Below are 21,716 nucleotides of genomic sequence, written 5' to 3'. Positions count from 1 at the left end.
TTGGGAGCCGGTGGGGAGGATTACGGAACGTGCCGTTCTTCCGGTCCGTTGTATTCGCTCAGCGGGCGGATCAGGGAGTTGCTGGCTGCCTGTTCCATGATGTGCGCGGTCCAGCCGGTGATGCGGCTGGCCACGAACAGGGGAGTAAACGTGGGGGTGTCGAAGCCCATCAGGTGGTAGGTGGGGCCGGCCGGGTAGTCGAGGTTCGGCTTGATGGCCTTGGCCTCGTCCATGGCCTGCTCGAGGCCGTTGTAGAGACCCAGCAGTTCGGGGCGGCCGTAGTGGGCGATCATCTTGTCCAGCGCGGCCTTCATGGTGGGGACGCGGGAGTCACCGTGCTTGTAGACGCGGTGGCCGAAGCCCATAACCTTTTTCTTCTGGGCCAGTGCGTCCTCCATCCAGGCCTTGGCGCGGGTGGCGGCTTCGTCCAGTGATTCCTCGGGCCGGATGCCGATCTCGTCGAAGGTGTGCATCACGGCTTCGTTGGCGCCGCCATGCAGCGGGCCCTTGAGCGCGCCGATCGCGCCGGTTACTGCCGAGTGCAGGTCGGACAGGCTGGAGGTGATCACCCGGGCGGTGAACGTGGAGGCGTTGAAGGAGTGCTCGGCGTACAGGATCATCGAGACATTGAAGGCATCCACGACTTCCGGGACCTGGTCTTCGCCGAACGACATCCACAGGAAGTTTTCCGAGTAGCCCAGGTCATCCCGGGGCTCAACGACTTCCTGGCCGCGCCGGCGTCGCTGGTCGTAGGCAACAACGGCTGGCATCGCAGCGAAGAGATCCACGGCCTTGGCCATGTTTGCCTCGGGCGAGGAGTCTTCGGCCAGTGGGTGCCGGGCGCCCATGACGGACGCTGCGGTCCGGCAGACATCCATCGGGTGGGCAGTGGTGGGGATCGTGTCAATGATCTGCTTCACCACAGGATCAAGGGCACGGCCGGCGCGCTCGCGGGCACAAAACGCGGACAGCTCTTCAGGGGTGGGAAGTTCGCCGTTCCACAACAGGAAGGCCACTTCCTCGAAGCTGCATTTGGCGGCGAGCTCCTGGACGGGATAGCCGCGGTACAGCAGCGAATTGGTGTCCGGGTTGACCTTCGAAACCGCGGTGTAGTCCACCACGACGCCGGCCAGGCCCTTCTTGATATCTTCAGCAGCCATGCTGAACTCCTTCGTTCATTGGGCAAGCCCGGATGTGCCGGAATGCTTGCAGTCTCCTTGGTGGCTCCCGGGTCCTAGCGGACGCCGGGAATGTGGAAGTTGAAAACGCCGGTATCGAAGTGGTTGTAGGCCTCATAGTCCACAAGGTCATAAAGCCGCGCACGGGTGAGCATGTTCTCTACCTGTGCTTCCTGCGACCCTGTGGCCTTGATCGATTCCAGAGTACGCTCTGCTGCGCCCATGGCAATGCGCAGCAGCGTGACCGGGTAAATGACCATGTTGACGCCGACTCCCTGCAGCTGATCCACGGTGAACAGGTCGCTCTTGCCGAACTCGGTCATGTTGGCCAGGATCGGCACGTCCACGGCGTCCCGGATGGCCTGGAACTCGGACAGGTCCTTCATCGCTTCCGGGAAGATGGCGTCGGCACCGGCATCAACCAGGGCGCGTGCCCGGTCCTTGGCGGCGTCGATTCCTTCCACGGCGCGGATGTCGGTCCGGGCCATGATGAGGAAGTTCGGATCCCGACGTGCGTCGGCCGCAGCGCGGATGCGCTTGGTGGCTGTGTCCAGGTCCACCACGTTCTTGCCGTCCAGGTGCCCGCAGCGCTTGGGGTTGAACTGGTCTTCGATGTGGCAGCCGGCCAGGCCGGCGTTCTCCAGTTCCTGGATGCTGCGGGCCACGTTCATGGGCTCGCCGAAGCCGGTGTCCGCGTCCACCAGTGTGGGCAGGTCGGTCATGCGGGCGATCTGCCCGGCACGGGTGGCCACCTCAGTGAGGGTGGTCAGCCCGATGTCCGGCAGGCCAAGGTCATTGGCCAGCACCGCACCGGAGACGTAAACACCGGCGAAGCCCTTTTCCTCGATCAGCCGCGCCGAGAGCGGGTTGAAGGCGCCCGGGAACTGTTGGATGGTACCGGACGCGAGCATGTCGCGCAGCGCGATCCGCTTCTGTTCCGGGGTGGTCTTGGAATACAGCATCTGATTCTCCTGTGCGGGGTGGGTAGGCAGAGCTTAGAAGAGGCCGGCGGGTGCGTTGCTGAGGTCGATGACGCCCGGGGCGGCGGTGATGTTCAGCTGGTCCAGTTCGCCCGGGCCCAGGTCCGGAAGGCTTTCGACGGCGGCGAGGAAACGCTCGATTTCCTCCTCGGCAACCAGTCCGGCTGCCAGGGTGCGGAACTTATTGATGTACTGCTGGCGGGCGAACGGCCGGGCGCCGAGCGGGTGGGCGTCGGCTACGGCGATCTGGTCTGTGATGACCGTGCCGTCGTTCAGGGTGATCTCCACGGAACCGCCGAAGGCCTTCTCGGCGATGTCCAGCGAGTGGTAGCGGCGGGTCCATTCGGCGTCTTCCACGGTGCTGACCTTGTTCCACAGCTCCACGGTGTCAGCGCGGCCGGCACGCTCAGGACTGTAGGAGTCCACGTGGTGCCAGGAGCCGTCCTGGAGTGCCACGGTGAAGATGTAGGGGATGGAGTGGTCCAGGGTTTCGCGGCTGGCCGTGGGGTCATACTTCTGCGGATCGTTGGCACCGGAACCGATCACGTAGTGCGTGTGGTGGCTCGTCTTGATCAGGACCGACGTCACGTTGGCGGGGTCGGTCGCCTCCGGGTGTTCCTTGTGCAGCTTGCGGGCGAGGTCGATCCAGGCCTGGGCCTGGTATTCCGCGGAGTGTTCCTTGGTGTACGTGTCCATAATGGCGCGTTTGGCTTCCCCCGCCTCGGGCAGCGGGACCTCGTAGGAGGCGTCCGGGCCATCCAGCATCCAGGCGATCACGCCGTCTTCGCCTTCGTAGATCGGCACGGGGGACGTCTGGCCGCGCATGGAGCGGTCCACGGCTTCGACAGCCATCTTGCCTGCGAACGCCGGGGCGTGGGCCTTCCAAGTGGAGATTTCGCCCTTGCGGGACTGGCGGGTGGCGGTGGTGGTGTGCAGCGCCTGGCCGACGGACTGGAAGATCGTCTCGACGTCCAGGCCCAGGAGCGTGCCGATACCGGCAGCGGCGGACGGGCCGAGGTGGGCCACGTGGTCGATCTTATGCTTGTGCAGGCAGATCGCCTTGACCAGGTTGACCTGGATCTCATAGCCGGTGGCGATGCCGCGGATCAGGTCCTTGCCGCTCGCGCCGACGTGCTGGCCAACGGCAAGAATCGGCGGGATGTTGTCGCCCGGGTGCGAGTAGTCAGCCGCCAGGAAGGTGTCGTGGTAGTCGAGCTCGCGGACGGCCACACCGTTCGCCCAGGCCGCCCACTCGGGGGAGACACGGTCCGTGATGCCGAAGACGCCGGAGCCTTTGCCGTTGGTGGTCGGTGCGTGGGTCAGTGCCTGGGCACGGGCAGCCACGATCGGGCCGCGGTTCAGGGAGGCGATGGCCACGGAGGCATTGTCGATGACACGGTTGATGACCATCTCGGTGACCTCGGGCGTGACCTCGACGGCGTCGGCGGCGACGACGGCGATCTTGTGCGCCAGCTGGTCTTCACGGGCGAGGTTCTCTTCGCTCTTGTAGACGCGGACGTGGTTGAGCTTAACCATGGTGCTCCTTCTTAGTGCTGTGGGTGGGTGGCTTTGACGTGGGAAAGGCTGCGGTGCAGGTGCAGGGTGGTGGCTGCTTCGGCGAGCCTGGCGTTGCCTGCGGCGATGGCCTCGGCAATGGCCGCGTGCTCGACGGCGGCCGCGTTCAGTCGCGGGGCGTCATCGGCCGCGAGGCGGCGGACCCGGACCAGATGGACCCGCAGGCTGCGCATCGCCTGCGCGAGGTAGGAGTTGGAGATGGCGGCGTCGATCGCTTCATCCAGCCGGCCCACCAGGGCGTAGTACTCATGCCGGGCAGGATCGGTGTCGCTGATCAGCTCCCGCGCCCGCAGGAGGTCGGTGTGGAGTTTCTCAAAGACAGCGCGCTCGCCGCGTTCGGCAGCGAGGGCTGCGGCCTTGCCCTCCAGGGTTTCGCGGAGCTCGAACATCTCGTCGATGTCCTCCAGTGAGATGTCGGTGACGACGACGCCGCGGCCGCCTGCCGCCGTCGTCAGTCCTTCTGCGCTGAGCCGGCTCAGCGCCTCCCGGACGGGAGTGCGGGAGACGCCCAGGCGCTCCGACTGCTCCACTTCGGCGAGGACCGTTCCGGGCGCCAGGCGCCATTCGATGATGTCTTCGCGAAGCGTTGCATAGGCTTTGTCGCTGGCCCGCATGGTCCCTCCCGTCAATCTGCTCATGGGCATCAGTGTATACACCAATTGCCGGATTGCCCAGTATTTGCCAACGAATCAGCGAAATTTCCGTAGCCGTGTATACATGAGCCTTGTGTGCTGCCTGTTGCCCGCATAGCATGGTGGCAACACAGCGACGTGAACGGGAGCCCATGATGGTCAGCGGAAAATACCGGGAAGCATATTCGCGCAGCATCGAACAGAAGGATGCCTTCTGGCTCGAGGCGGCAGGCGGCGTGACCTGGTCCAGGACGCCGGAAACCGCGCTTGATGGATCGGCAGCCCCGCTGTTCCAATGGTTTCCTGACGGCATGCTCAACACGAGCTACAACGCCCTGGACCGCCACGTTGAGGCCGGCCGCGGGGACCGGGATGCCCTCATCTACGACTCCGCGATGCTGGGGGTCAAGCGCACCTACAGTTACGCCGAACTGACGGACCTCGTGGCGCGGTTCGCGGGTGTGCTGCGCTCGCAGGGGGTCCGCAAAGGGGACAGGGTGGTCATCTACATGCCCATGATTCCCGAAGCTGCCATCGCGATGCTGGCGACGGCCCGGCTCGGAGCCGTGCATTCGGTGGTCTTCGGCGGATTCGCGCCCAAGGAACTTGCCGCCCGTATCAAAGATGCCGGTCCGTCCGCGATCATCACGGCGTCCGGCGGGATTGAGCCCTCACGCCGGGTGGAGTATCTTCCGGCGGTTGCCGAAGCGCTCGAACTGGCCGGTGCAGGGCAGACGCCCGTCATTGTCAAAGGCCGGGAAGGCTTTGTGCATGCGGCCTCCGACTATCCGGACTGGCTGGACTGGGAAACGTGCATGACGGCCGCCGCCCCGGCGGCAGCCGTGGACGTCGCAGCCACCGATCCCCTCTACATCCTCTACACGTCGGGCACCACCGGCGCGCCGAAGGGTGTAGTGCGGGACAACGGCGGCCATGCGGTCGCGCTCAGCTGGACCATGGCGAACATTTACGACGTCGGTCCCGGTGACGTGATGTGGACGGCTTCCGACGTCGGCTGGGTGGTGGGCCATTCATACATTGTTTATGGCCCGCTGCTGGCCGGTGCCACCACGGTCCTCTACGAGGGCAAACCCGTGGGTACGCCTGATGCGGGTGCGTTCTGGCGGGTGGTGCAGGACCATAAGGTTAACGTCCTGTTCACCGCGCCCACGGCACTGCGCGCGATCCGCAAGGCCGACCCCCAGGCTGCGGAACTGGCCAAGTATGACATCTCAACCCTGCGCACCCTGTTTGCCGCGGGCGAGCGGCTGGATACGGAGACCTACCGCTGGGCGGGTGAGATCCTGGGTGTTCCGGTGGTGGACCACTGGTGGCAGACCGAAACCGGCTGGGCCATCTGCGCTAACCCGCGCGGGTTGGAGGACCTTCCCTTCAAGCCAGGTTCACCGACCGTGCCCATGCCAGGCTTCGAACTGAATATTGTCGACGGCGCCGGGGCAGCGGTGCAGCCGGGGGAGGAAGGCAACATTGTCCTGGGACTGCCGCTGCCTCCCGGCACCCTTACTACCCTGTGGCAGGACGACGACCGCTACGTGTCCTCATACCTGGCTGCTTTCGAAGGCAGTTACGCCACAGGCGACAGCGGCTACCGGGACGCCGATGGCTACGTCTTTGTGATGGGCCGGACCGACGACATCATCAACGTTGCCGGCCACCGCCTGTCCACCGGTGCGATTGAACAGGTCATCGCAAGCCACCCGGCCGTGGCCGAATGTGCCGTGATCGGTGTGGCGGATCCCCTCAAGGGTCAGCGGGCCAGCGGCTATGTGGTGCTCAAAGCAGGCGTCACCGCAGAGGACGACCAGCTGGTCCGCGAGCTGATCGCCCTTGTCAGGAAGGACATCGGTCCGGTGGCCGACTTCAAGCACGCCACTGTGGTCGAAGCCCTCCCCAAGACCAGGTCAGGGAAGATCCTGCGCAAGACCATGCGGCAAATCGCCGACGGCGAGGACTACGTGGTGCCCTCGACGATCGAGGATCCGGACGTCATCGGGCAGTTGCTGGGCGTGCTCCGGCCGGAAGGCGCCGTTTAGTACTGCAGTCCCCGGCCGCAAAGAAGTCTTGACCGTGATCCGCATCGTAGCTACATTTGTTTCACAAAACGAAATATCTTTTCCGTAGTACGGAATTTAGATTCCATGGAGACCAAGCCGTCCAAGGTTGACGTTCCTCGGCGGAAGCACCGGTTCCGTCCACACAAGTCCACACCCAGCAATGCCGTTTCCGTCCTACGGAGGTCTGCATCATGTCCCACCAACACGGTCCCGGCTCGCACGACGAGCACGGGCATCCGCACCTGATTGACCCTGAGCCGTGGGGCACCGGCGACCCCGCGGTCGAGGAGATCGTAAGGGGAGAGCCAGCCACCCGGGTCCAGGTGCCCGCGGGTGTGAGCCCCCGACTCTACAACGAGGACCTGGCGCCCACCACGCGCAAGGGGCGCACATGGCACGCCTACAGCATCTTCACGCTCTGGGCGAACGACGTGCATTCGTTGGGCAATTACGTGTTTGCCATCGGACTGTTCGCCCTGGGATTGGGCGCCTGGCAGATCATGCTCGCCTTCCTGCTCGGCGCCGTCCTGCTGTTCCTTCTCCTGAACCTTTCTGGGTTCATGGGCGAGCGGACGGGCGTACCGTTCCCCGTCATGAGCAGGATCGCGTTCGGCATCCGGGGCTCCAATATCCCCGCCATCATCCGCGGCGCCGTGGCCGTGGCCTGGTTCGGCATCCAGACCTATCTGGCTTCGGTAGTGCTCCGGGTGCTCATCCTAGCCCTGGCACCGTCCCTGGCGCCGCTCGATACAGATTCGTTCCTCGGGCTCTCGACTCTGGGCTGGATCTCGTTCGTTGCGCTGTGGGCGTTGCAGACGGTGATCGTGAGCTTCGGCATGGAGATGATCCGCAAGTACGAGGCTTTCGCCGGCCCCATCATCCTGGTCACCATGCTCGCATTGGCCGTATGGATGTTGGTGGAAGCCGGCGGGACCATCGCCTGGTCCACGGCCGACTCTCTGACGGGCCCAGTGATGTGGGTGCGGATTTTCCAGTCGGCGGCGCTATGGGTGGTCGTTTACGGGACGTTCGTACTGAACTTCTGCGACTTCACCCGGGGCGCGCCCTCCAGGCGGTCGGTGGTGCGGGGCAACTTCTTCGGCATCCCCATCAACATGCTCTTCTTCGCCGCCATCGTCGTTGTTCTCGCCGGCGCCCAGTACAAGATCGACGGAACGATCATCGAGTCGCCCACCGACGTCGTCAACGCCATCCCGAACACGCTCCTGCTGGTGCTGGCCTGCCTGGCCCTGATCATCCTGACGGTGGCCGTGAACCTCATGGCCAACTTCGTGGCGCCCATATACACACTGGCCCACCTCTTCCCCCGGACTCTGAACTTCCGCCGCGCAGCCATTATCTCCGCGGTGATCGGCCTGGTGATCCTGCCGTGGAACCTGTACAACTCGCCCGTGGTCATCGTCTACTTCCTCGGCGGGCTGGGCGCCCTCCTGGGACCACTGTTCGGCGTAATCATGGCCGACTACTGGCTGGTCCGTAAGGGCAGGGTCAACATTCCGGATTTGTACTCGGATTCCCCCGACGGGGAGTATGCCTATACCCGTGGCGTCAACCGGAAGGCTGTCATCGCGGGTACACCGGCTGCGATCGTCGCCCTGGTGCTGGCTCTCGTCCCTGCGTTCACCTATGTCTCCGGCTTCTCCTGGTTCGTCGGCGCGATCCTGGCCGCCATCACCTACCTGCTGATCATGGATCGCCACACGCCGTTCCACGCCGTCGACGGCGAGGATATTGCTCTCGCCCCGAAGCACTGACCGGCCTGACAACGGCAAGATCGCCCCCAAGCTCCGATGGCGGGGACGGGACGAGAATGACATCATCAAGATCCGGCACGGAAATGTTCGTCGACCTCTATTCCGGTAGTGGGTTTACCCGGAAGGTGGCCATTCAGCCGCAACGAAGGAGTTCCAATGCCACAGGTTTTGACCTCGCGGTTCCTGTTCGGTCCGGGACCGAGCAACTGCTACCCGGAAGTGACCGCCGCGTTGGCGCATCCGGTGATTGGGCACCTGGATCCGGTCTTCATTGAACGGCTCGACAACACCTGCGAGGGCCTCCGCACGGTCTGGGGGACTCAGAATGCCCGCACGCTGCCTTTGAGCGTCACCGGTTCCGGCGGCATGGAAGCGGCTTTCGTGAACACCGTGGATGACGGCGATGTGGCAGTGATCGCCGTCAACGGGCTCTTCGGCGAGCGTATGTGTGAGGTGGCCCGCCGCTGCGGCGCAAACGTGGTTCGTGTTGACCACGAATGGGGCAGCCCCATCGACGTCGAACGCGTTCTGGCGGCTCACCCGCGACCGAAGGTGATTGCGGCAGTCCACGCCGAAACGTCAACCGGCGTCCTGTCCGACGTCGCATCGCTCGGGCAGAACAAGGGCGATGCGCTGCTGATTATCGACGCCGTGACATCCATCGGCGGGCTGGAACTCCTCGCAGACGACTGGGGAATCGACGTCGGCTATGCCGGCACGCAGAAATGCCTCGGCGTGCCGCCGGGGCTGTCGCCCTTCACAATGTCGGGTAGGGCCTTCGAGCGTAGGATCGAGAATCCCCGTTCGTGGTACCTGGACGTCGGTCTGCTGGGCGGTTACGTCGGGGCCGCCAGCGGCAGCGGTCGAACCTACCATCACACGCCGCCGGTCACCATGATCGCCGGTCTCGAGGCGGGCTTGCAAAGAATCCTGGCCGAGGGACTGGACGCGGTCCAGGCGCGCCACCGCGCGGCAGGGGCCGCGTTGCAGGCGGGGCTCCAGGAGATGGGACTTGAGCTGTTCGCGGCCGAGGGCCACCGGCTTCCCAGCCTTACCACTGTCAAGGTCCCGGACGGTGTCGACTCCGCGGCTGTACGCCATCATCTTCTGGAGTACTTCAGCATCGAGATCGGCTCAGGGGCCGGCAAGTATGCTTCCAGCATCTGGCGGATCGGAATGATGGGCCCCAACGCAAACGCCGCATCAGTGACCCTGGTGCTGGGGGCGCTCAAGGAAGCCATCTCCGCTGCCTGACCACAGACTCTCCGAGAAACGCGGCTGTAGTATCAGGGCCGCTTCCAGCCGTATTCGTTTTCCGGCCGCCCGGGCGTGCCGTAGCGGGGCGCCCGGGAGGCGATGCCGGCGTCGGCGAGGTATTCGAGGTAGCGGCGGGCCGTCACGCGGGACATTCCCAGCGCCGCCATGACCTCTGTGGCCGAAACGGATCCCGAATGCTGTTTCAGGTAGTCCCGGACCGAGTCCAGGGTGGAGACGGAAAGGCCTTTCGGCAGGGGCATTTCCGACGGCGCCCGGAGGCTTGCGAAGGCCTGGTCAACCTCGCTCTGGGATGCGCCGGTCCTCCCGGCACCGGACTCCGGGGAGGCCAACTGCTGCCGGAACAACCGGTAGCTGGAGAGCTTGTCTTCGAACGTGGCAAAGGTGAAAGGCTTGATCAGGTACTGGACCACGCCGATGGCCACAGCGCTCCGGACAATCGCCACTTCCCGGACCGCGGTGATGGCAATGATGTCCGCCAGGATTCCTGCGGAACGCATCCTCCGGGCGATGTCCAGGCCATGCAGGTCCGGAAGGTTCATGTCGAGCAGGACCAGTTCCACCGGCTCGCCGGCGGCCGCCAGTTCCGTCAGCAGCCTGAGCGCGGACTGGCCGTCAGGGGCCGTCCCGGCCAGCACGAATCCTGCCATCCTGCCCAAGTAGGCCGCGTGCGCTGTCGACGCCACCGGCTCGTCCTCCACCACGAGGACGCGGATATCGCTCACTGGAACTGCTCCTCTTTGTCGGTTCCGCCGGCCATGGCCGGCAGGAAGACATGGAAGCGTGCGCCGTCCGTGCCTGTGATGGTCATGGTACCGTCCAGGCGCTGCACGGCCTGTCGGACCAGGGCCAGGCCAATTCCCCGCCCGAAAGGACTGGACCCCTTGGTGCTGTAGCCGTGCTTGAAGATGCGGTCCACGTCGGCCGGGTCCACGCCGGGGCCCGAATCCTGGACCATGATGTCCAGGCCCTCGGCGTCAGACTCCACGGTCAGCTCCACCCGTTTTGGTGACTCGCCGTCCGCTGCGGCGTCGATGGCGTTGTCCAGGAGGTTACCCAGGATGGTGACCAGGTCTTGGACGGCCAGGCCGGCCACTGACGCGGACCCTTGGGCGGAGACCGTCAGCTTCACTCCGCGTTCATTCGCTTCGGCGGCCTTGCCCATAATCAGGGCGCTGAGGACCGGCTCGTCCACGGAACGGACCATTTTGTCGGTGAGCTGCTGGCTCAGTTCGAGGTCCTTGGTGGCGAACTCCAGGGCCTCCCGGGTTCGCCCCAGTTCCAGCAGGGAAACCATGGTGTGGAGCCGGTTGGCGTGCTCGTGTGTCTGGGCACGGAGGGCGTCGGACAGCGTCCGCATCGTTTCGAGTTCACTGCCCAGTGATTCTATTTCCGTGCGGTCGCGGATGGTGGCCACGGTGCCGAACACCGCCGGTGGCCGGAGGCCGGGGGAGTCCGGGCCTACGGCCGGGCCCTGGTTCACCACCACAATCCGAGGGCCCGTCAGATGGATTTCGTCGTGTGACGTTCGGCCGGATTCAAAGAGCCTTTTCAGGCTGGGGGCCAGCAGGAGGTCGGTCAACAGTGGGGGATTGGACGGGTCAGCCCCCGAACCGCGGGGCGCCAGCCCCAGCAGCTCGGCGGCCTGGTCGTTGTACATCACCACCCTGCCCTTGGTGTCGATCAGGATCAGCCCCTCACGGACGGAGTGGAGGACCGATTCGTAGTAGGCAAAAAGCTGCGCCAGTTGCTCCGGTCCCCATCCCCGGGTCACCCGGCGCAGGTACCGGCCCAGCAGCCACGAGGCCAGGGACCCGCCCACCAGCAGGGCCAGGCTGATGGCCAGCAGCGCCGGCAACCGGCCGGACAGTGCGACGTCCACGGTCCGCACCGTGACGCCGGCCGCCACCAGTGCCCTGACGTTTCCCGCCGCATCCTTAACCGGAACAATCGTCCGTACCGACGGGCCAAGCGTTCCTGCTGTGACCTCGGTGAACACTTCCCCGCGCAGGGAAGCCTCAATCGAGCCGATGTACGGCTTGCCGATTTCCTCGTTCCGGGGGTGTGTCCAACGTGTCCTGTCCGGCGCCATGATGGTGAGGAAGTCCGCCCCGGATCCGGCCATCACGTCCAGGGCGTAGGGCTGGAGCAATGCCGTCGGATCCGGTTGGTCCGCGGCCTGGAGGACCAGTGGATTGGCGGCGACGGCGGCAGCAACGCCGGTCATCCGCCGTCCGGCTTCCTCGTAGCTCCGGTCCCGGGCGTCGAGGTACGCGGCTGTGCCCACGATGGCCGTAAAAGCCAGCACAATCAGCAAATTGGCCACGAACAGCCGGCGGGCGATACTCCAGCGGTGGATCATCAGCACCTCCCATGACCAATATGAACGCAACAGTGAGCTAAGTCACGGCAGGGCCAATGATGGATATCACACCGGACCGACGCGATGAGCCCAGAGAATGCGCCGCAGCGTCTACCAGATTACCCATAAGGAGACACATCATGGCTTCTCAACGAGGAGAGTCGCTCGGCACCGTGAAAACGCGGCGCAAGGGCCTGGACAAATCCCACTACCTTTACATTGCCGTTATTGCCGCCGTCATCCTGGGCGCCGTCGTCGGCCTGCTGTTCCCCGAGGTCGGCAAATCGCTGAAGCCCCTCGGTGACGGCTTCATCAAGCTCATCAAGATGATGATCGGCCCCATCATCTTCTGCACCATCGTCCTGGGCATCGGTTCCATCGCCAAAGCCGCCACTGTGGGCAAGGTCGGCGGCCTGGCCCTGGGCTACTTCCTCGTCATGTCCACCTTCGCCTTGGCTATCGGCCTGGTGGTCGGCAACCTCATCCACCCGGGGGAAGGCCTGAACCTCACGCCGTACGACCCTAACAAGAAGGCTGCAACGGACAGCACTGTGGACTTCCTGCTCGGGATCATCCCCGGTGACATCCCCGTGCTGCCGACGCTGCTAGCCGCGATCCTGGTCGGCTTCGCACTGCAGAAGATGGGCCCGCAGGGCACCCCGATTCTGAGGGCAATCGGCCACGGCCAGGCAGTGGTCTTCCGCATCCTCATCATGATCATGTGGCTCGCCCCCGTGGGTGCCTTCGGCGCCATTGCCGCCGTGGTCGGCGCCACCGGCTTCCAGGCGATCGTGAGCATGTTCACCCTGATGGTGGCGTTCTACATCACGTGCGCACTGTTCATCGTGGTCATCCTCGGCGGAATCCTCCAGGTGGTGGCCGGAGTGAACATCTTCAAGCTCATGAAGTACCTGGCCCGCGAGTACCTGTTGATCTTCTCCACGTCCTCTTCCGAAGCCGCGCTTCCGCGGCTCATCGCCAAGATGGAACACCTGGGCGTTTCCAAGCCCGTCGTCGGCGTCACCGTCCCCACGGGCTACTCCTTCAACCTGGACGGCACGGCCATCTACCTGACCATGGCCTCCCTGTTCGTGGCCAACGCCATGGGCACGCCGCTGGATCTCGGAGCGCAGATTTCCCTGCTGATCTTCATGATCATTGCCTCCAAGGGTGCCGCCGGCGTCACCGGTGCCGGCCTGGCCACCCTGGCTGCCGGTCTCCAGGCGCACGCGCCCCAGCTGCTGGGGGGCGTGGGCATGATTGTCGGCATCGACCGCTTCATGTCCGAGGCCCGCGCACTGACCAACTTCACCGGCAACGCCGTCGCCACCGTCCTGATCGGCACCTGGGTGAAGGAGATCGACGGTGAGCAGGTTGAACGTGTTCTCTCCGGGCAGCTGCCCTTTGATGAGCAGACCATGATGGCCGGCCACAGCGACCGCATGGGGACTACATCCGGCAGTGCAGCGGAGCCGGCGCATGCTTGACCTGCGGACCTGACGAGGCACTACACCGCCCGCACAGCCCCGGCTGTGCGGGCGGTTCCTGCGTGCGGAAGCCTAACCTTCGACCTCTACTAGAAGGTCAAGGCTCAGAATCCACGCAAAGTCAAGTTCCCCCGAATACCGTGTCGGGGCCTGTAGCCTAGGTGGAAAGCAGGATCGGCGCTGGAGCTCCAGCAGCAGGAAAATCACCGTCATCGAAAGTGTGGATAGATACGTGAGCAGCGAACAGGGTTCGGCAACTCTGGAAGGCACGGAACTCGATCTGGAAGACGCCGTGATGGGTCCCACCGGGCGCCCCCACCGCGAATTTCCGGAACCCGCCCCGCTGTCGTCCCACGGTCCCGCGCGCGTGATCGCCATGGTGAACCAAAAGGGCGGCGTTGGCAAGACCACGTCCACCATCAACCTGGCAGCGGCCCTTGCCGAATACGGCCGCAGGGTGCTGCTGGTCGACTTCGACCCGCAGGGCGCGCTGTCCGCGGGCCTTGGCATCAACCCCCACGAACTGGACCTGACGGTCTACAACGTCCTCATGGACCGCAAGGTGGACATCCGCGACGCCATCCACCAGACCGGCGTCGAAAACGTGGACCTGCTGCCGGCCAACATCGACCTCTCCGCCGCAGAAGTGCAGCTGGTCAATGAAGTAGCCCGTGAGCAGGTCCTGGACAGGGCGCTGAAAAAAGTCGAAGACGATTACGACGTCGTCCTGATTGACTGCCAGCCCTCTCTGGGACTGTTGACGGTCAACGCCCTGACTGCCGCCCACGGAGTGATCATCCCGCTGATCTGCGAGTTTTTCGCACTCCGTGCGGTAGCCCTCCTGGTAGAAACCATCGACAAAGTCCAGGACAGGCTGAACCCCGGCCTGCAGGTAGATGGTGTCCTGGCCACCATGTACGACGCCCGTACGCTCCACAGCCGCGAAGTCATCACCCGCCTGGTGGAAGCCTTCGGCGACAAAGTCTTCGAGACCGTCATCAAACGCTCCATCAAGTTCGCGGACGCCACCGTCGCGGCCGAGCCGATCACCAGCTACGCAGGCAGCCACATCGGCGCCGATGCCTACCGCCGCCTGGCCAAAGAGCTGATTTCGCGCGGCGGCGCACCCTAGCCACGCCGTGGCCGAGTCCAAACCCGGCTTTGAAGTGCGGCTGGCCAACTTCACCGGCCCGTTCGACCTCTTGCTGGGCCTGATCGCCAAGCACCAGCTGGATATTACCGAGGTGGCCATTGCCACCGTCACTGATGAATTCATCAAGTACATCAGGAAGCTCCAGAAGCTCGGCGAGGAATGGGCGCTGGATGAAGCCAGTGAATTCCTGGTCATTGCCGCCACCCTCCTGGACCTCAAGGCGGCGCGGCTCCTGCCCGCCGGCGAAGTCGAGGACGATGAGGACATCGCCCTGCTGGAAGCGCGGGACCTCCTTTTTGCCAGGCTCCTCCAATACAAGGCGTTCAAACAGGTGGCAGCGCTGATGGCCGGAACCCTGGAACAGGAAGCCAGCCGGTTTCCGCGTCAGGTTGCCTTGGAGGAGCACTTTGCCGCCATGCTCCCGGAACTGGTGTGGAAGCACACGCCGGACCAGTTCGCCCGCCTGGCCGAATCCGCCCTGAAGCCCAAGTCGCCGCGGCCCACCGAGGTGGGCCTTGCCCACCTGCATGGCAGCACCGTCAGCGTGAAGGAACAGGCCGAGATCCTGGGGCTCCGGCTCCAGTTGGGGAAGCCCCTGTCTTTCCGCGCGTTGATCGCCGACGCCGATTCCACCCTGGTAGTGGTGGCCAGGTTCCTGGCATTGCTGGAGATGTTCCGGGACCGGGCAGTGTCCTTCGACCAGGTGTCGCCGCTGGGCGATCTCACCGTGCACTGGACTGCAGACGGCCGGGACTGGTCAACAGAAAACCTAAGCGAAGAATACGAGGAACTGTCGTGAGCCAAGAACATCAGGAGCCCGGGGCGGAGCCGGGCCTGGATGTCCGGGATCTTCCCGGCGGTGCCAAGGCTGCACTCGAGGCGGTCCTGATGGTCCTGGACCAACCGGCCACCGCCACTGAACTGGCCGCCGGGCTTGACCTGACGGTCGCCGTCGTCGAGCAGTTACTGGCGGAACTGCAGCGGGAGTATAGCGGCTATACTGTTAAAGCCCCGGACATGGACGATGCCAGCGATGCTGGTTTCAGTGCCAGCCCCCGGGGTTTCGAATTGCGGAACATCGCCGGTGGCTGGCGGATCTACTCCCGCGCAGACTTCGCCGAGATCGTCGGACGGTTTGTGCTTGAGGGTCAGACGGCCAGGCTCACGCAGGCGGCTCTGGAAACACTGGCTGTCATCGCATACCGCCAGCCTGTCTCCAGAGCCAGGGTGTCTGCAATTCGAGGAGTCAATGTCGATTCTGTCGTACGGACATTGACCCAGCGCGGGCTGATCGAAGATTCGGGACATGATCCTGAGTCGGGCGCCATCCTCTACCGGACCACGTCGTATTTCCTGGAACGGATGGGAATCGGCTCCGTAGCGGAACTGCCTCAGCTTTCACCCCATCTTCCGGGGCTTGAGGGCATCGCGGAGTTCTACGACGCCGACAGAATGTAGGCGGGGAATCCCGCGTGCGCACACGAATATTCATAAGGGCAGATAATTTCTGCATGGCTGGCTAGGGTTGTTCTTGGACAACCAGCCGGCCAGATAACGAAGGACGGGTCATGACACAGGCGGGACGCCAGGGTTCACCACGTAACAGTTCGGGACGTAACAGTTCAGAACGCAATGCCGGACAGGGCGGCGCCAGCCGTAATCCGGCGCAGGGCGGCGCAAGCCGCAACCCTGCACAGGGCGGCAGCGGCCGTCCCAGCGCGGCAGGCGGCGGTTTCCGCGCCGGCGCCGGCAAGCGTAACGCCGGATTCGGCGGCGGGGACCGGCCGTACAAGGCCCCGAGGCCGCGCGAGGAGCCATTTGTGGATCCCGGCGATGCGCCGGCGTCGCCGCCGGCCGGCCGCGGTGCCTCCGACTGGAAGCCCGCTGCCAGCGCCTCGGCGCGCAAGCCTGCCGCCCGCAAGCCGGGCGCCAACAAGGCTCCCGGCACTCCGGGCGCCCTCAAGCCCAAGCCACGCACCGGCAGGCCCGGAGCCGCGGCGTCACGCGCCTTCGGCAGCGAACGTTTCGGCCAGAACCTTGGCCCCGTCCGCAAGCCTGCCCGCAAGCGCGGACCCCGCGGTTCCGTTCCGCAGTCTGAAATGCACGACGCCGATGGCACCCGCCTGCAGAAGGTCATGGCGCAGGCCGGCGTGGCTTCGCGCCGCGTCTGCGAAGAGATGATCTCCGAAGGCCGGGTAGAAGTCGACGGCCAGGTGGTCACTGAGCTTGGTGTCCGCGTGGACCCCAAGACAGCGGTCATCCACGTTGATGGCCTGCGCATCCAGCTGGATGAAAACCTTGTGTACATGGTCTTCAATAAGCCCAAGGGCGTGGTGTCCACTATGGAGGACCCCGACGGCCGTCCCTGCATCAGCGATTTTGTGCGGAAGACCCACCAGGGCGAACGCCTGTTCCACGTTGGCCGGCTGGATGTCGCTACCGAGGGTCTGCTGCTGCTGACGAACGACGGCGAACTGGCCAACCGGCTGACCCACCCGTCCTACGAGGTTCCTAAGACCTACCTGGTCCAGGTCCGCGGCCCGTTCCCGCAGGGAGTCGGCGCCCAGCTCAGGGAAGGCGTGGAACTTGAGGATGGCTTTGCCTCCGTTGACTCCTTCAAGCTGGTGGACTCCACCCCGGGCCACGTGCTGATCGAAGTAATCCTGCACTCGGGCAAGAACCGGATCGTCCGGCGTTTGTTCGACGCCGTCGGTTTCCCGGTCCTGCGCCTGGTGCGCGTCAAGGTGGGTCCCATCGGTCTGGGCGACCAGCGCCAGGGCAGCATCCGCAACCTTGGCAAGCAGGAAGTCGGCCACCTGCTGGCATCCGTAGGACTCTGAGGCATGTCCGCATTTCGCTCCCACGGGCGGGGACACCTCAACGGACCGGTCGTGGTGATTGGCACCGGCCTGCTCGGTGCCAGCATCGGGCTGGGCCTGCGTGGACGCGGCGTGCCCGTATTCCTGTCTGACCCGTCGCCTACCAACCAGGCAGTAGCCGTGGACATCGGTGCCGGCCAGCCCCTGGACCAGCTTGGGGACGAGGCGCCGGAGCTTGTGGTGGTGGCGGCACCGCCGGACGTAACCGCCGACGTCGTGGCCCGTGCGCTTGCCGACTACCCGGATTCCGTGGTGGTTGACATCGCCAGCGTCAAAGCCGCCATCCTGGCGGAGTTGAGCGGCCGCGGCGCGGACCTCACCCGTTATGTGGGCACCCATCCGATGGCAGGGCGCGAAAAGTCCGGGCCGGTTGCGGCCCGCGGGGAGCTCTTCACGTCCATGCCGTGGGTGGTTTGTCCTGGCCCGGAGTCATCCGCGGCTGCCGTGCAGTCTGCGCGTTCCCTGGCCACGGACCTGGGTGCCGTGGTCTCCCAGTTCACTGCCGACGAACACGACGAAGCCGTGGCCCTGGTGTCACACCTGCCCCAGATCATGTCCTCCCTGCTGGCCAGCCGGCTGCAGGGGACGCCGCTTCACGCGCTGTCCCTCGCCGGCAACGGGCTGCGGGACGTCACCCGGATCGCCGCCAGCGATCCCACGCTGTGGGTCCAGATCCTGGGCGGCAACGCGGGGAAAGTCGTGGAGATCCTTTACGGCGTCCGTGAGGACCTGAACCGGCTCATCGGCACGCTGGAGGAGCCCCTTGCGCCGGGCGCCAGGCTTGACCTGGCCCAGCTGATCAGCGAAGGCAACGCCGGGCAGGCCCGTATTCCGGGCAAGCACGGTGGCCCGCCGCAGGCCTACTCCTGGCTGACAGTCCTCGTGGATGACCGGCCGGGCCAGATAGCGCGGCTCCTCACCGAAATCGGTGAGATCGGCGTGAACGTGGAGGACCTGCGGCTGGACCATTCCTCGGGCCAGAACGTGGGCATGGTGGAACTGTCTGTGCTGCCGAACAAGCATGACCACCTGATCGAAGCACTCAACGACCGCGGATGGCGGGTATTGCAGTAATGACACAAGAACTTCTTGACACCCTTCCGGCCTTGCGCGTCGGCAGGCCCCTGGTGGTTGCCATCGACGGACCGTCAGGCTCCGGCAAGTCCAGCGTGAGCAAGGAAGTGGCCCGACGGCTGCACCTTGCCTACCTGGACACCGGCGCCATGTACCGGGCCCTGACCTGGTTCTGCGTCACCAGCGGAATCGACCTCGGCGACGCCGCCGCCGTGGAGCAGGCTTCCAGGGACCTCGTCCTTGACGTAAGCACCACAGCGCGGGAGGAATACGTCCGTGTGGACGGGACCGACGTCACGGACGCCATCCGCGAACCGGCAATTTCGTCGGCGGTCAGTGCGGTGGCCACAACGCTCGGTGCCCGGACCGAACTGATCCGCCGGCAGCGTGAGCTTATTGAAAAGCACCACCGCCGCATCGTGGTGGAGGGCCGGGACATTACCACCGTCGTCGCGCCGGGCGCTGAAGTCCGCCTGCTGCTGACGGCCAGTGAGGAAGCCCGGCTTCGCCGCCGCGGCATCCAGCTGGGCGGCACGCAGAATGCGGAGCAACTCGCCGCCCAGGTCACCCAGCGCGACGCCAAGGATTCCACGGTGGTGAACTTCACCCAGGCCGCCGACGGTGTTGTCACCCTGGATTCTTCCGACCTGGACTTCGCCGAAACCGTGGATGCGGCGCTCGTGATCGTCACGAAGGTGCTTAACCGTGACTGACGGCGGCCTGCGCCTTCCCTCCGGCTGGACCATGACCTGGAGCCGGCCCGTCGGATGGCTCCTGGACCATGCGGTGTACCGGACGTCCGTCACTGGCCGGGACAACGTGCCCACAGGAGGGCCCGTGATCTTCGCCGGCAACCACATCAGTTTCCTGGACGGGCCGGTGATGTTCGGCGCCTCGCCGCGTCCCATGCACATCCTGGTCAAGAAGGAGATGTTCAAGGGCATGCTGGGACGGGTCCTTCGGGCCTCCGGCCAGCTGCCGGTGGACCGCTCCGGGGACCGGGCAGCGCTGCTGCTGGGCAAAAACATGCTCGACGCCGGCCGTTGCATCGGGATTCTTCCGGAAGGTACGCGGGGGAGCGGCCAGGCAACGGACATCAACAACGGGGTGGCCTGGCTGGCCCTGAACTCCGGCGCTCCTGTGGTTCCCGTGGCGATCCTCGGCACCCGGACTGGCAACGAACACCTCGACACAGTACCCAGGCCGGGGCGCCGGTTCCACGTCAGCTTCGGCAACGCACTGACCCTCAGCCGCAACCCCGGCGAAACGGGCCGTGCTTCAATGGACAGGGCGGGAATGGAAATCCGCGCTGCGCTTGCGGGGCACGTCCAGGAGACCATCCAACACAGTGGGCAGCCTTTGCCCCACGCGGATTTCCGCACGAACTTCACAGCAGTAGCCGGGACGCCGGCAGATGACCACTAAGGAAAGTGCAATGAGCGATACGACTCAAACCTCCGGCCACTCCGGCGCCGGCGAAGACGAATACACGCCCACCGGCACGGACCAGGTGGCCGAGCGGCTGGCCGCCATGGACGACGACGAAGCGGAGTTGCGTGCCGCGTCGCTCCGCGCCGGCCTGGCCGACTACGAACTCGACGAGGAAGACGCCGCCCTTCTGAGCGGGGAATACGACGACGAGGACTTTGACGGTCCCGTCAAGCTCGATCCCGTGCTTGCCATCATCGGCCGTCCCAACGTGGGCAAATCCACCCTTGTGAACCGCATCCTGGGCCGCCGCGAAGCCGTGGTCGAGGATACCCCCGGCGTAACGCGGGACCGGGTGATGTACTCGGCACACTGGAACGGGCGCAACTTCACCGTGGTGGACACCGGCGGCTGGGAGCACGATGCCCGCGGCATCCACGCCCGTGTGGCCGAACAGGCCGAAATGGCCGTGGAGCTGGCCGACGCCGTGCTCTTTGTCGTCGACTCCGCGGTGGGCGCCACCGCAACGGACGAGGGCGTTATGAAGATGCTCCGCCGCAGCAAGAAGCCGGTCATCATGGTGGCCAACAAGGTGGACGACTTCGCCCAGGAGGCGGACTCCGCCAGCCTGTGGGGCCTCGGCTTCGGTGAGCCTTACCCCGTCTCGGCCCTGCACGGACGCGGCGTGGCCGACCTCCTGGACCACGTGATGGACACCCTGCCGGAGTTCTCCACGATTGAGGGCATGGAACGCTCCGGCGGCCCGCGCCGCATCGCACTGATCGGCCGCCCGAACGTGGGCAAGTCATCGCTGCTGAACAAGCTGGCAGGGTCCGAGCGTGTAGTAGTGGACAACACCGCCGGTACCACCCGTGATCCCGTGGATGAGTTCATCGAACTCGGCGACCGCACCTGGCGCTTTGTGGACACGGCGGGCATCCGCCGCCGTCAGCACATGGCGCAGGGTGCGGACTACTACGCCTCCCTCCGAACGCAGGCCGCGCTGGAGAAGGCGGAGGTCGCCGTCGTTCTTCTCGCCGTTGATGAAGTCCTCAGCGAGCAGGACGTGCGAATCCTGCAGCTTGCCATCGAGTCGGGCCGCGCCCTGGTGCTGGCCTTCAACAAATGGGACCTGCTCGACGACGAACGCCGCACCTACTTGGAGCGCGAAATCGAACAGGACCTGGCCCACGTGGCCTGGGCGCCCCGGGTCAACATTTCCGCGCTGACCGGCTGGCACAAGGACCGCCTGGTTCCCGCCCTGGACCTGGCCCTTGAGAACTGGGACAGGCGCATCCCCACCGGCAAGCTCAACGCCTTCCTTGGCGAGCTTGTAGCGGCGCACCCGCACCCGGTCCGCGGCGGAAAGCAGCCGCGCATCCTGTACGGCACGCAGGCGTCCAGCCGCCCGCCGAAGTTTGTGCTGTTCACCACCGGGTTCCTGGACCCGGGCTACCGCCGCTTCATCACCCGCAGGCTCCGCGAAACGTTCGGTTTCGAGGGCACGCCTATCGAGGTCAACATGCGTGTCCGCGAAAAGCGCGGCAAGAAGCGTTAATTCCGACACACCGGGGGCGTGCAGGCGGCAAAGTGTCACTTGCACCCTCCGGAATCGTGTAAGCTTTTCAAGGTGGTTCGGCCGGACTGCTGAGTTGAAATCCTGGCTAACATCAGGAGTAAACGCAGCGGAGAACGGCGGAACTAACGGGCTGTAGCGCAGCTTGGTAGCGCACTTGACTGGGGGTCAAGGGGTCGCAGGTTCAAATCCTGTCAGCCCGACCAAAACAGAAGCGTCCCGGAGAAATTTTCTCCGGGACGCTTCTGTTTTGTGCCGTCACCTGGC

General features: G+C 65.1%; 17 protein-coding genes, 1 tRNA gene and 1 pseudogene. 13 read left to right on the top strand and 6 right to left on the bottom strand.

All coding sequences use genetic code 11. The features are described from left to right. Window positions 1–20: 20 nt before the first annotated feature. The 4 genes and pseudogenes from AC50YA_RS04080 to AC50YA_RS04065 all read right to left on the bottom strand — a co-directional run bounded on the left by AC50YA_RS04080 (window position 21) and on the right by AC50YA_RS04065 (window position 4,347). Window positions 21–1,160 carry a bifunctional 2-methylcitrate synthase/citrate synthase gene (locus AC50YA_RS04080; protein WP_494981073.1) on the bottom strand — a complete coding sequence of 380 codons (1,140 nt, stop codon included), beginning with the start codon at window positions 1,158–1,160 and terminating at the stop codon, window positions 21–23. 74 nt (window positions 1,161–1,234) lie between these two features. Then, a complete protein-coding gene (prpB, locus tag AC50YA_RS04075) occupies window positions 1,235–2,140 on the bottom strand; it encodes a methylisocitrate lyase (RefSeq protein WP_494981072.1) in 906 nt (301 codons plus the stop codon). Window positions 2,141–2,173: 33 nt separating this feature from the next. Beyond that, entirely contained in the window at window positions 2,174–3,694 is a 1,521-nt protein-coding gene (locus AC50YA_RS04070; protein ID WP_494981071.1) for an MmgE/PrpD family protein, read from the bottom strand. Next, window positions 3,687–4,347 (bottom strand): annotated as a pseudogene (locus AC50YA_RS04065) (GntR family transcriptional regulator). The gene AC50YA_RS04070 and the pseudogene AC50YA_RS04065 overlap by 8 nt, the downstream one beginning before the upstream one ends. Before the next feature lie 173 nt (window positions 4,348–4,520). Here AC50YA_RS04065 and AC50YA_RS04060 point away from each other — a divergent pair. From AC50YA_RS04060 to AC50YA_RS04050, 3 genes are all read left to right on the top strand, one after another. Continuing rightward, the gene (locus tag AC50YA_RS04060) at window positions 4,521–6,419 is read left to right on the top strand and encodes an acetate--CoA ligase (protein ID WP_494981094.1); all 1,899 of its coding nucleotides are present in this window, start codon (window positions 4,521–4,523) and stop codon (window positions 6,417–6,419) included. 212 nt (window positions 6,420–6,631) lie between these two features. Continuing rightward, window positions 6,632–8,215, top strand: coding sequence for an NCS1 family nucleobase:cation symporter-1 (locus tag AC50YA_RS04055; RefSeq protein ID WP_494981070.1), 1,584 nt, complete (start codon window positions 6,632–6,634; stop codon window positions 8,213–8,215). A gap of 156 nt (window positions 8,216–8,371) precedes the next feature. Beyond that, window positions 8,372–9,469, top strand: coding sequence for a pyridoxal-phosphate-dependent aminotransferase family protein (locus AC50YA_RS04050; protein ID WP_494981069.1), 1,098 nt, complete (start codon window positions 8,372–8,374; stop codon window positions 9,467–9,469). A gap of 32 nt (window positions 9,470–9,501) precedes the next feature. Here AC50YA_RS04050 and AC50YA_RS04045 read toward each other — a convergent pair whose 3' ends face one another. Beyond that, a complete protein-coding gene (locus AC50YA_RS04045; RefSeq protein ID WP_494981068.1) occupies window positions 9,502–10,215 on the bottom strand; it encodes a response regulator in 714 nt (237 codons plus the stop codon). Further along, entirely contained in the window at window positions 10,212–11,852 is a 1,641-nt protein-coding gene (locus AC50YA_RS04040) for a sensor histidine kinase (protein WP_494981067.1), read from the bottom strand. The genes AC50YA_RS04045 and AC50YA_RS04040 overlap by 4 nt, the downstream gene beginning before the upstream one ends. Before the next feature lie 140 nt (window positions 11,853–11,992). On the opposite strand from AC50YA_RS04040, the gene AC50YA_RS04035 reads away from it, so the two are divergent. The 10 genes from AC50YA_RS04035 to AC50YA_RS03990 all read left to right on the top strand — a co-directional run bounded on the left by AC50YA_RS04035 (window position 11,993) and on the right by AC50YA_RS03990 (window position 21,655). Then, window positions 11,993–13,339 (top strand): cation:dicarboxylate symporter family transporter, encoded by a 1,347-nt coding sequence (locus AC50YA_RS04035; protein WP_494981066.1) that lies wholly within the window; start codon window positions 11,993–11,995, stop codon window positions 13,337–13,339. 232 nt (window positions 13,340–13,571) lie between these two features. Then, on the top strand, window positions 13,572–14,471 hold the full coding sequence (locus tag AC50YA_RS04030) for a ParA family protein (RefSeq protein ID WP_056342349.1): 900 nt from the start codon (window positions 13,572–13,574) through the stop codon (window positions 14,469–14,471). 7 nt (window positions 14,472–14,478) lie between these two features. After that, the gene (locus AC50YA_RS04025; RefSeq protein WP_494981065.1) at window positions 14,479–15,291 is read left to right on the top strand and encodes a segregation and condensation protein A; all 813 of its coding nucleotides are present in this window, start codon (window positions 14,479–14,481) and stop codon (window positions 15,289–15,291) included. Beyond that, the gene (gene scpB / locus AC50YA_RS04020) at window positions 15,288–15,950 is read left to right on the top strand and encodes an SMC-Scp complex subunit ScpB (RefSeq protein ID WP_494981064.1); all 663 of its coding nucleotides are present in this window, start codon (window positions 15,288–15,290) and stop codon (window positions 15,948–15,950) included. The genes AC50YA_RS04025 and scpB overlap by 4 nt, the downstream gene beginning before the upstream one ends. 110 nt (window positions 15,951–16,060) lie before the next feature. Continuing rightward, window positions 16,061–17,332 (top strand): pseudouridine synthase, encoded by a 1,272-nt coding sequence (locus AC50YA_RS04015; RefSeq protein ID WP_494981063.1) that lies wholly within the window; start codon window positions 16,061–16,063, stop codon window positions 17,330–17,332. A gap of 3 nt (window positions 17,333–17,335) precedes the next feature. After that, window positions 17,336–18,445, top strand: a complete 1,110-nt coding sequence (locus AC50YA_RS04010) for a prephenate dehydrogenase (protein ID WP_494981062.1) — start codon at window positions 17,336–17,338, stop codon at window positions 18,443–18,445. Beyond that, on the top strand, window positions 18,445–19,158 hold the full coding sequence (gene cmk / locus AC50YA_RS04005; RefSeq protein WP_494981061.1) for a (d)CMP kinase: 714 nt from the start codon (window positions 18,445–18,447) through the stop codon (window positions 19,156–19,158). Before AC50YA_RS04010 ends, cmk begins: the two co-directional genes overlap by 1 nt. Window positions 19,159–19,189: 31 nt before the next feature. Continuing rightward, window positions 19,190–19,870 (top strand): lysophospholipid acyltransferase family protein, encoded by a 681-nt coding sequence (locus tag AC50YA_RS04000; RefSeq protein WP_160678824.1) that lies wholly within the window; start codon window positions 19,190–19,192, stop codon window positions 19,868–19,870. A 10-nt stretch (window positions 19,871–19,880) separates the two neighbouring features. Then, window positions 19,881–21,431 carry a ribosome biogenesis GTPase Der gene (der, locus tag AC50YA_RS03995; protein WP_494981060.1) on the top strand — a complete coding sequence of 517 codons (1,551 nt, stop codon included), beginning with the start codon at window positions 19,881–19,883 and terminating at the stop codon, window positions 21,429–21,431. 147 nt (window positions 21,432–21,578) lie between these two features. Continuing rightward, window positions 21,579–21,655 (top strand) — tRNA-Pro (locus tag AC50YA_RS03990). Window positions 21,656–21,716: the final 61 nt, after the last annotated feature.

It is taken from the genome of Pseudarthrobacter sp. RHLT3-21 (genome assembly GCF_059383495.1).
The sequence above is the reverse complement of the archived record's forward strand: the minus strand, read 5'-3'. Positions and strand labels throughout refer to the sequence as shown.

Excerpts from the sequence above, each read along its gene's own strand:
- AC50YA_RS04000 (WP_160678824.1), top strand. The coding sequence starts at position 19,190 with ATGACCTGGAGCCGGCCCGTCGGATGGCTCCTGGACCATGCGGTGTAC.
- prpB (WP_494981072.1), bottom strand. The coding sequence starts at position 2,140 with ATGCTGTATTCCAAGACCACCCCGGAACAGAAGCGGATCGCGCTGCGC.
- cmk (WP_494981061.1), top strand. The coding sequence starts at position 18,445 with ATGACACAAGAACTTCTTGACACCCTTCCGGCCTTGCGCGTCGGCAGG.
- AC50YA_RS04035 (WP_494981066.1), top strand. The coding sequence starts at position 11,993 with ATGGCTTCTCAACGAGGAGAGTCGCTCGGCACCGTGAAAACGCGGCGC.
- AC50YA_RS04070 (WP_494981071.1), bottom strand. The coding sequence starts at position 3,694 with ATGGTTAAGCTCAACCACGTCCGCGTCTACAAGAGCGAAGAGAACCTC.
- AC50YA_RS04080 (WP_494981073.1), bottom strand. The coding sequence starts at position 1,160 with ATGGCTGCTGAAGATATCAAGAAGGGCCTGGCCGGCGTCGTGGTGGAC.
- AC50YA_RS04040 (WP_494981067.1), bottom strand. The coding sequence starts at position 11,852 with ATGATCCACCGCTGGAGTATCGCCCGCCGGCTGTTCGTGGCCAATTTG.
- AC50YA_RS04060 (WP_494981094.1), top strand. The coding sequence starts at position 4,521 with ATGGTCAGCGGAAAATACCGGGAAGCATATTCGCGCAGCATCGAACAG.
- AC50YA_RS04050 (WP_494981069.1), top strand. The coding sequence starts at position 8,372 with ATGCCACAGGTTTTGACCTCGCGGTTCCTGTTCGGTCCGGGACCGAGC.
- AC50YA_RS04010 (WP_494981062.1), top strand. The coding sequence starts at position 17,336 with ATGTCCGCATTTCGCTCCCACGGGCGGGGACACCTCAACGGACCGGTC.
- AC50YA_RS04055 (WP_494981070.1), top strand. The coding sequence starts at position 6,632 with ATGTCCCACCAACACGGTCCCGGCTCGCACGACGAGCACGGGCATCCG.
- der (WP_494981060.1), top strand. The coding sequence starts at position 19,881 with ATGAGCGATACGACTCAAACCTCCGGCCACTCCGGCGCCGGCGAAGAC.
- AC50YA_RS04015 (WP_494981063.1), top strand. The coding sequence starts at position 16,061 with ATGACACAGGCGGGACGCCAGGGTTCACCACGTAACAGTTCGGGACGT.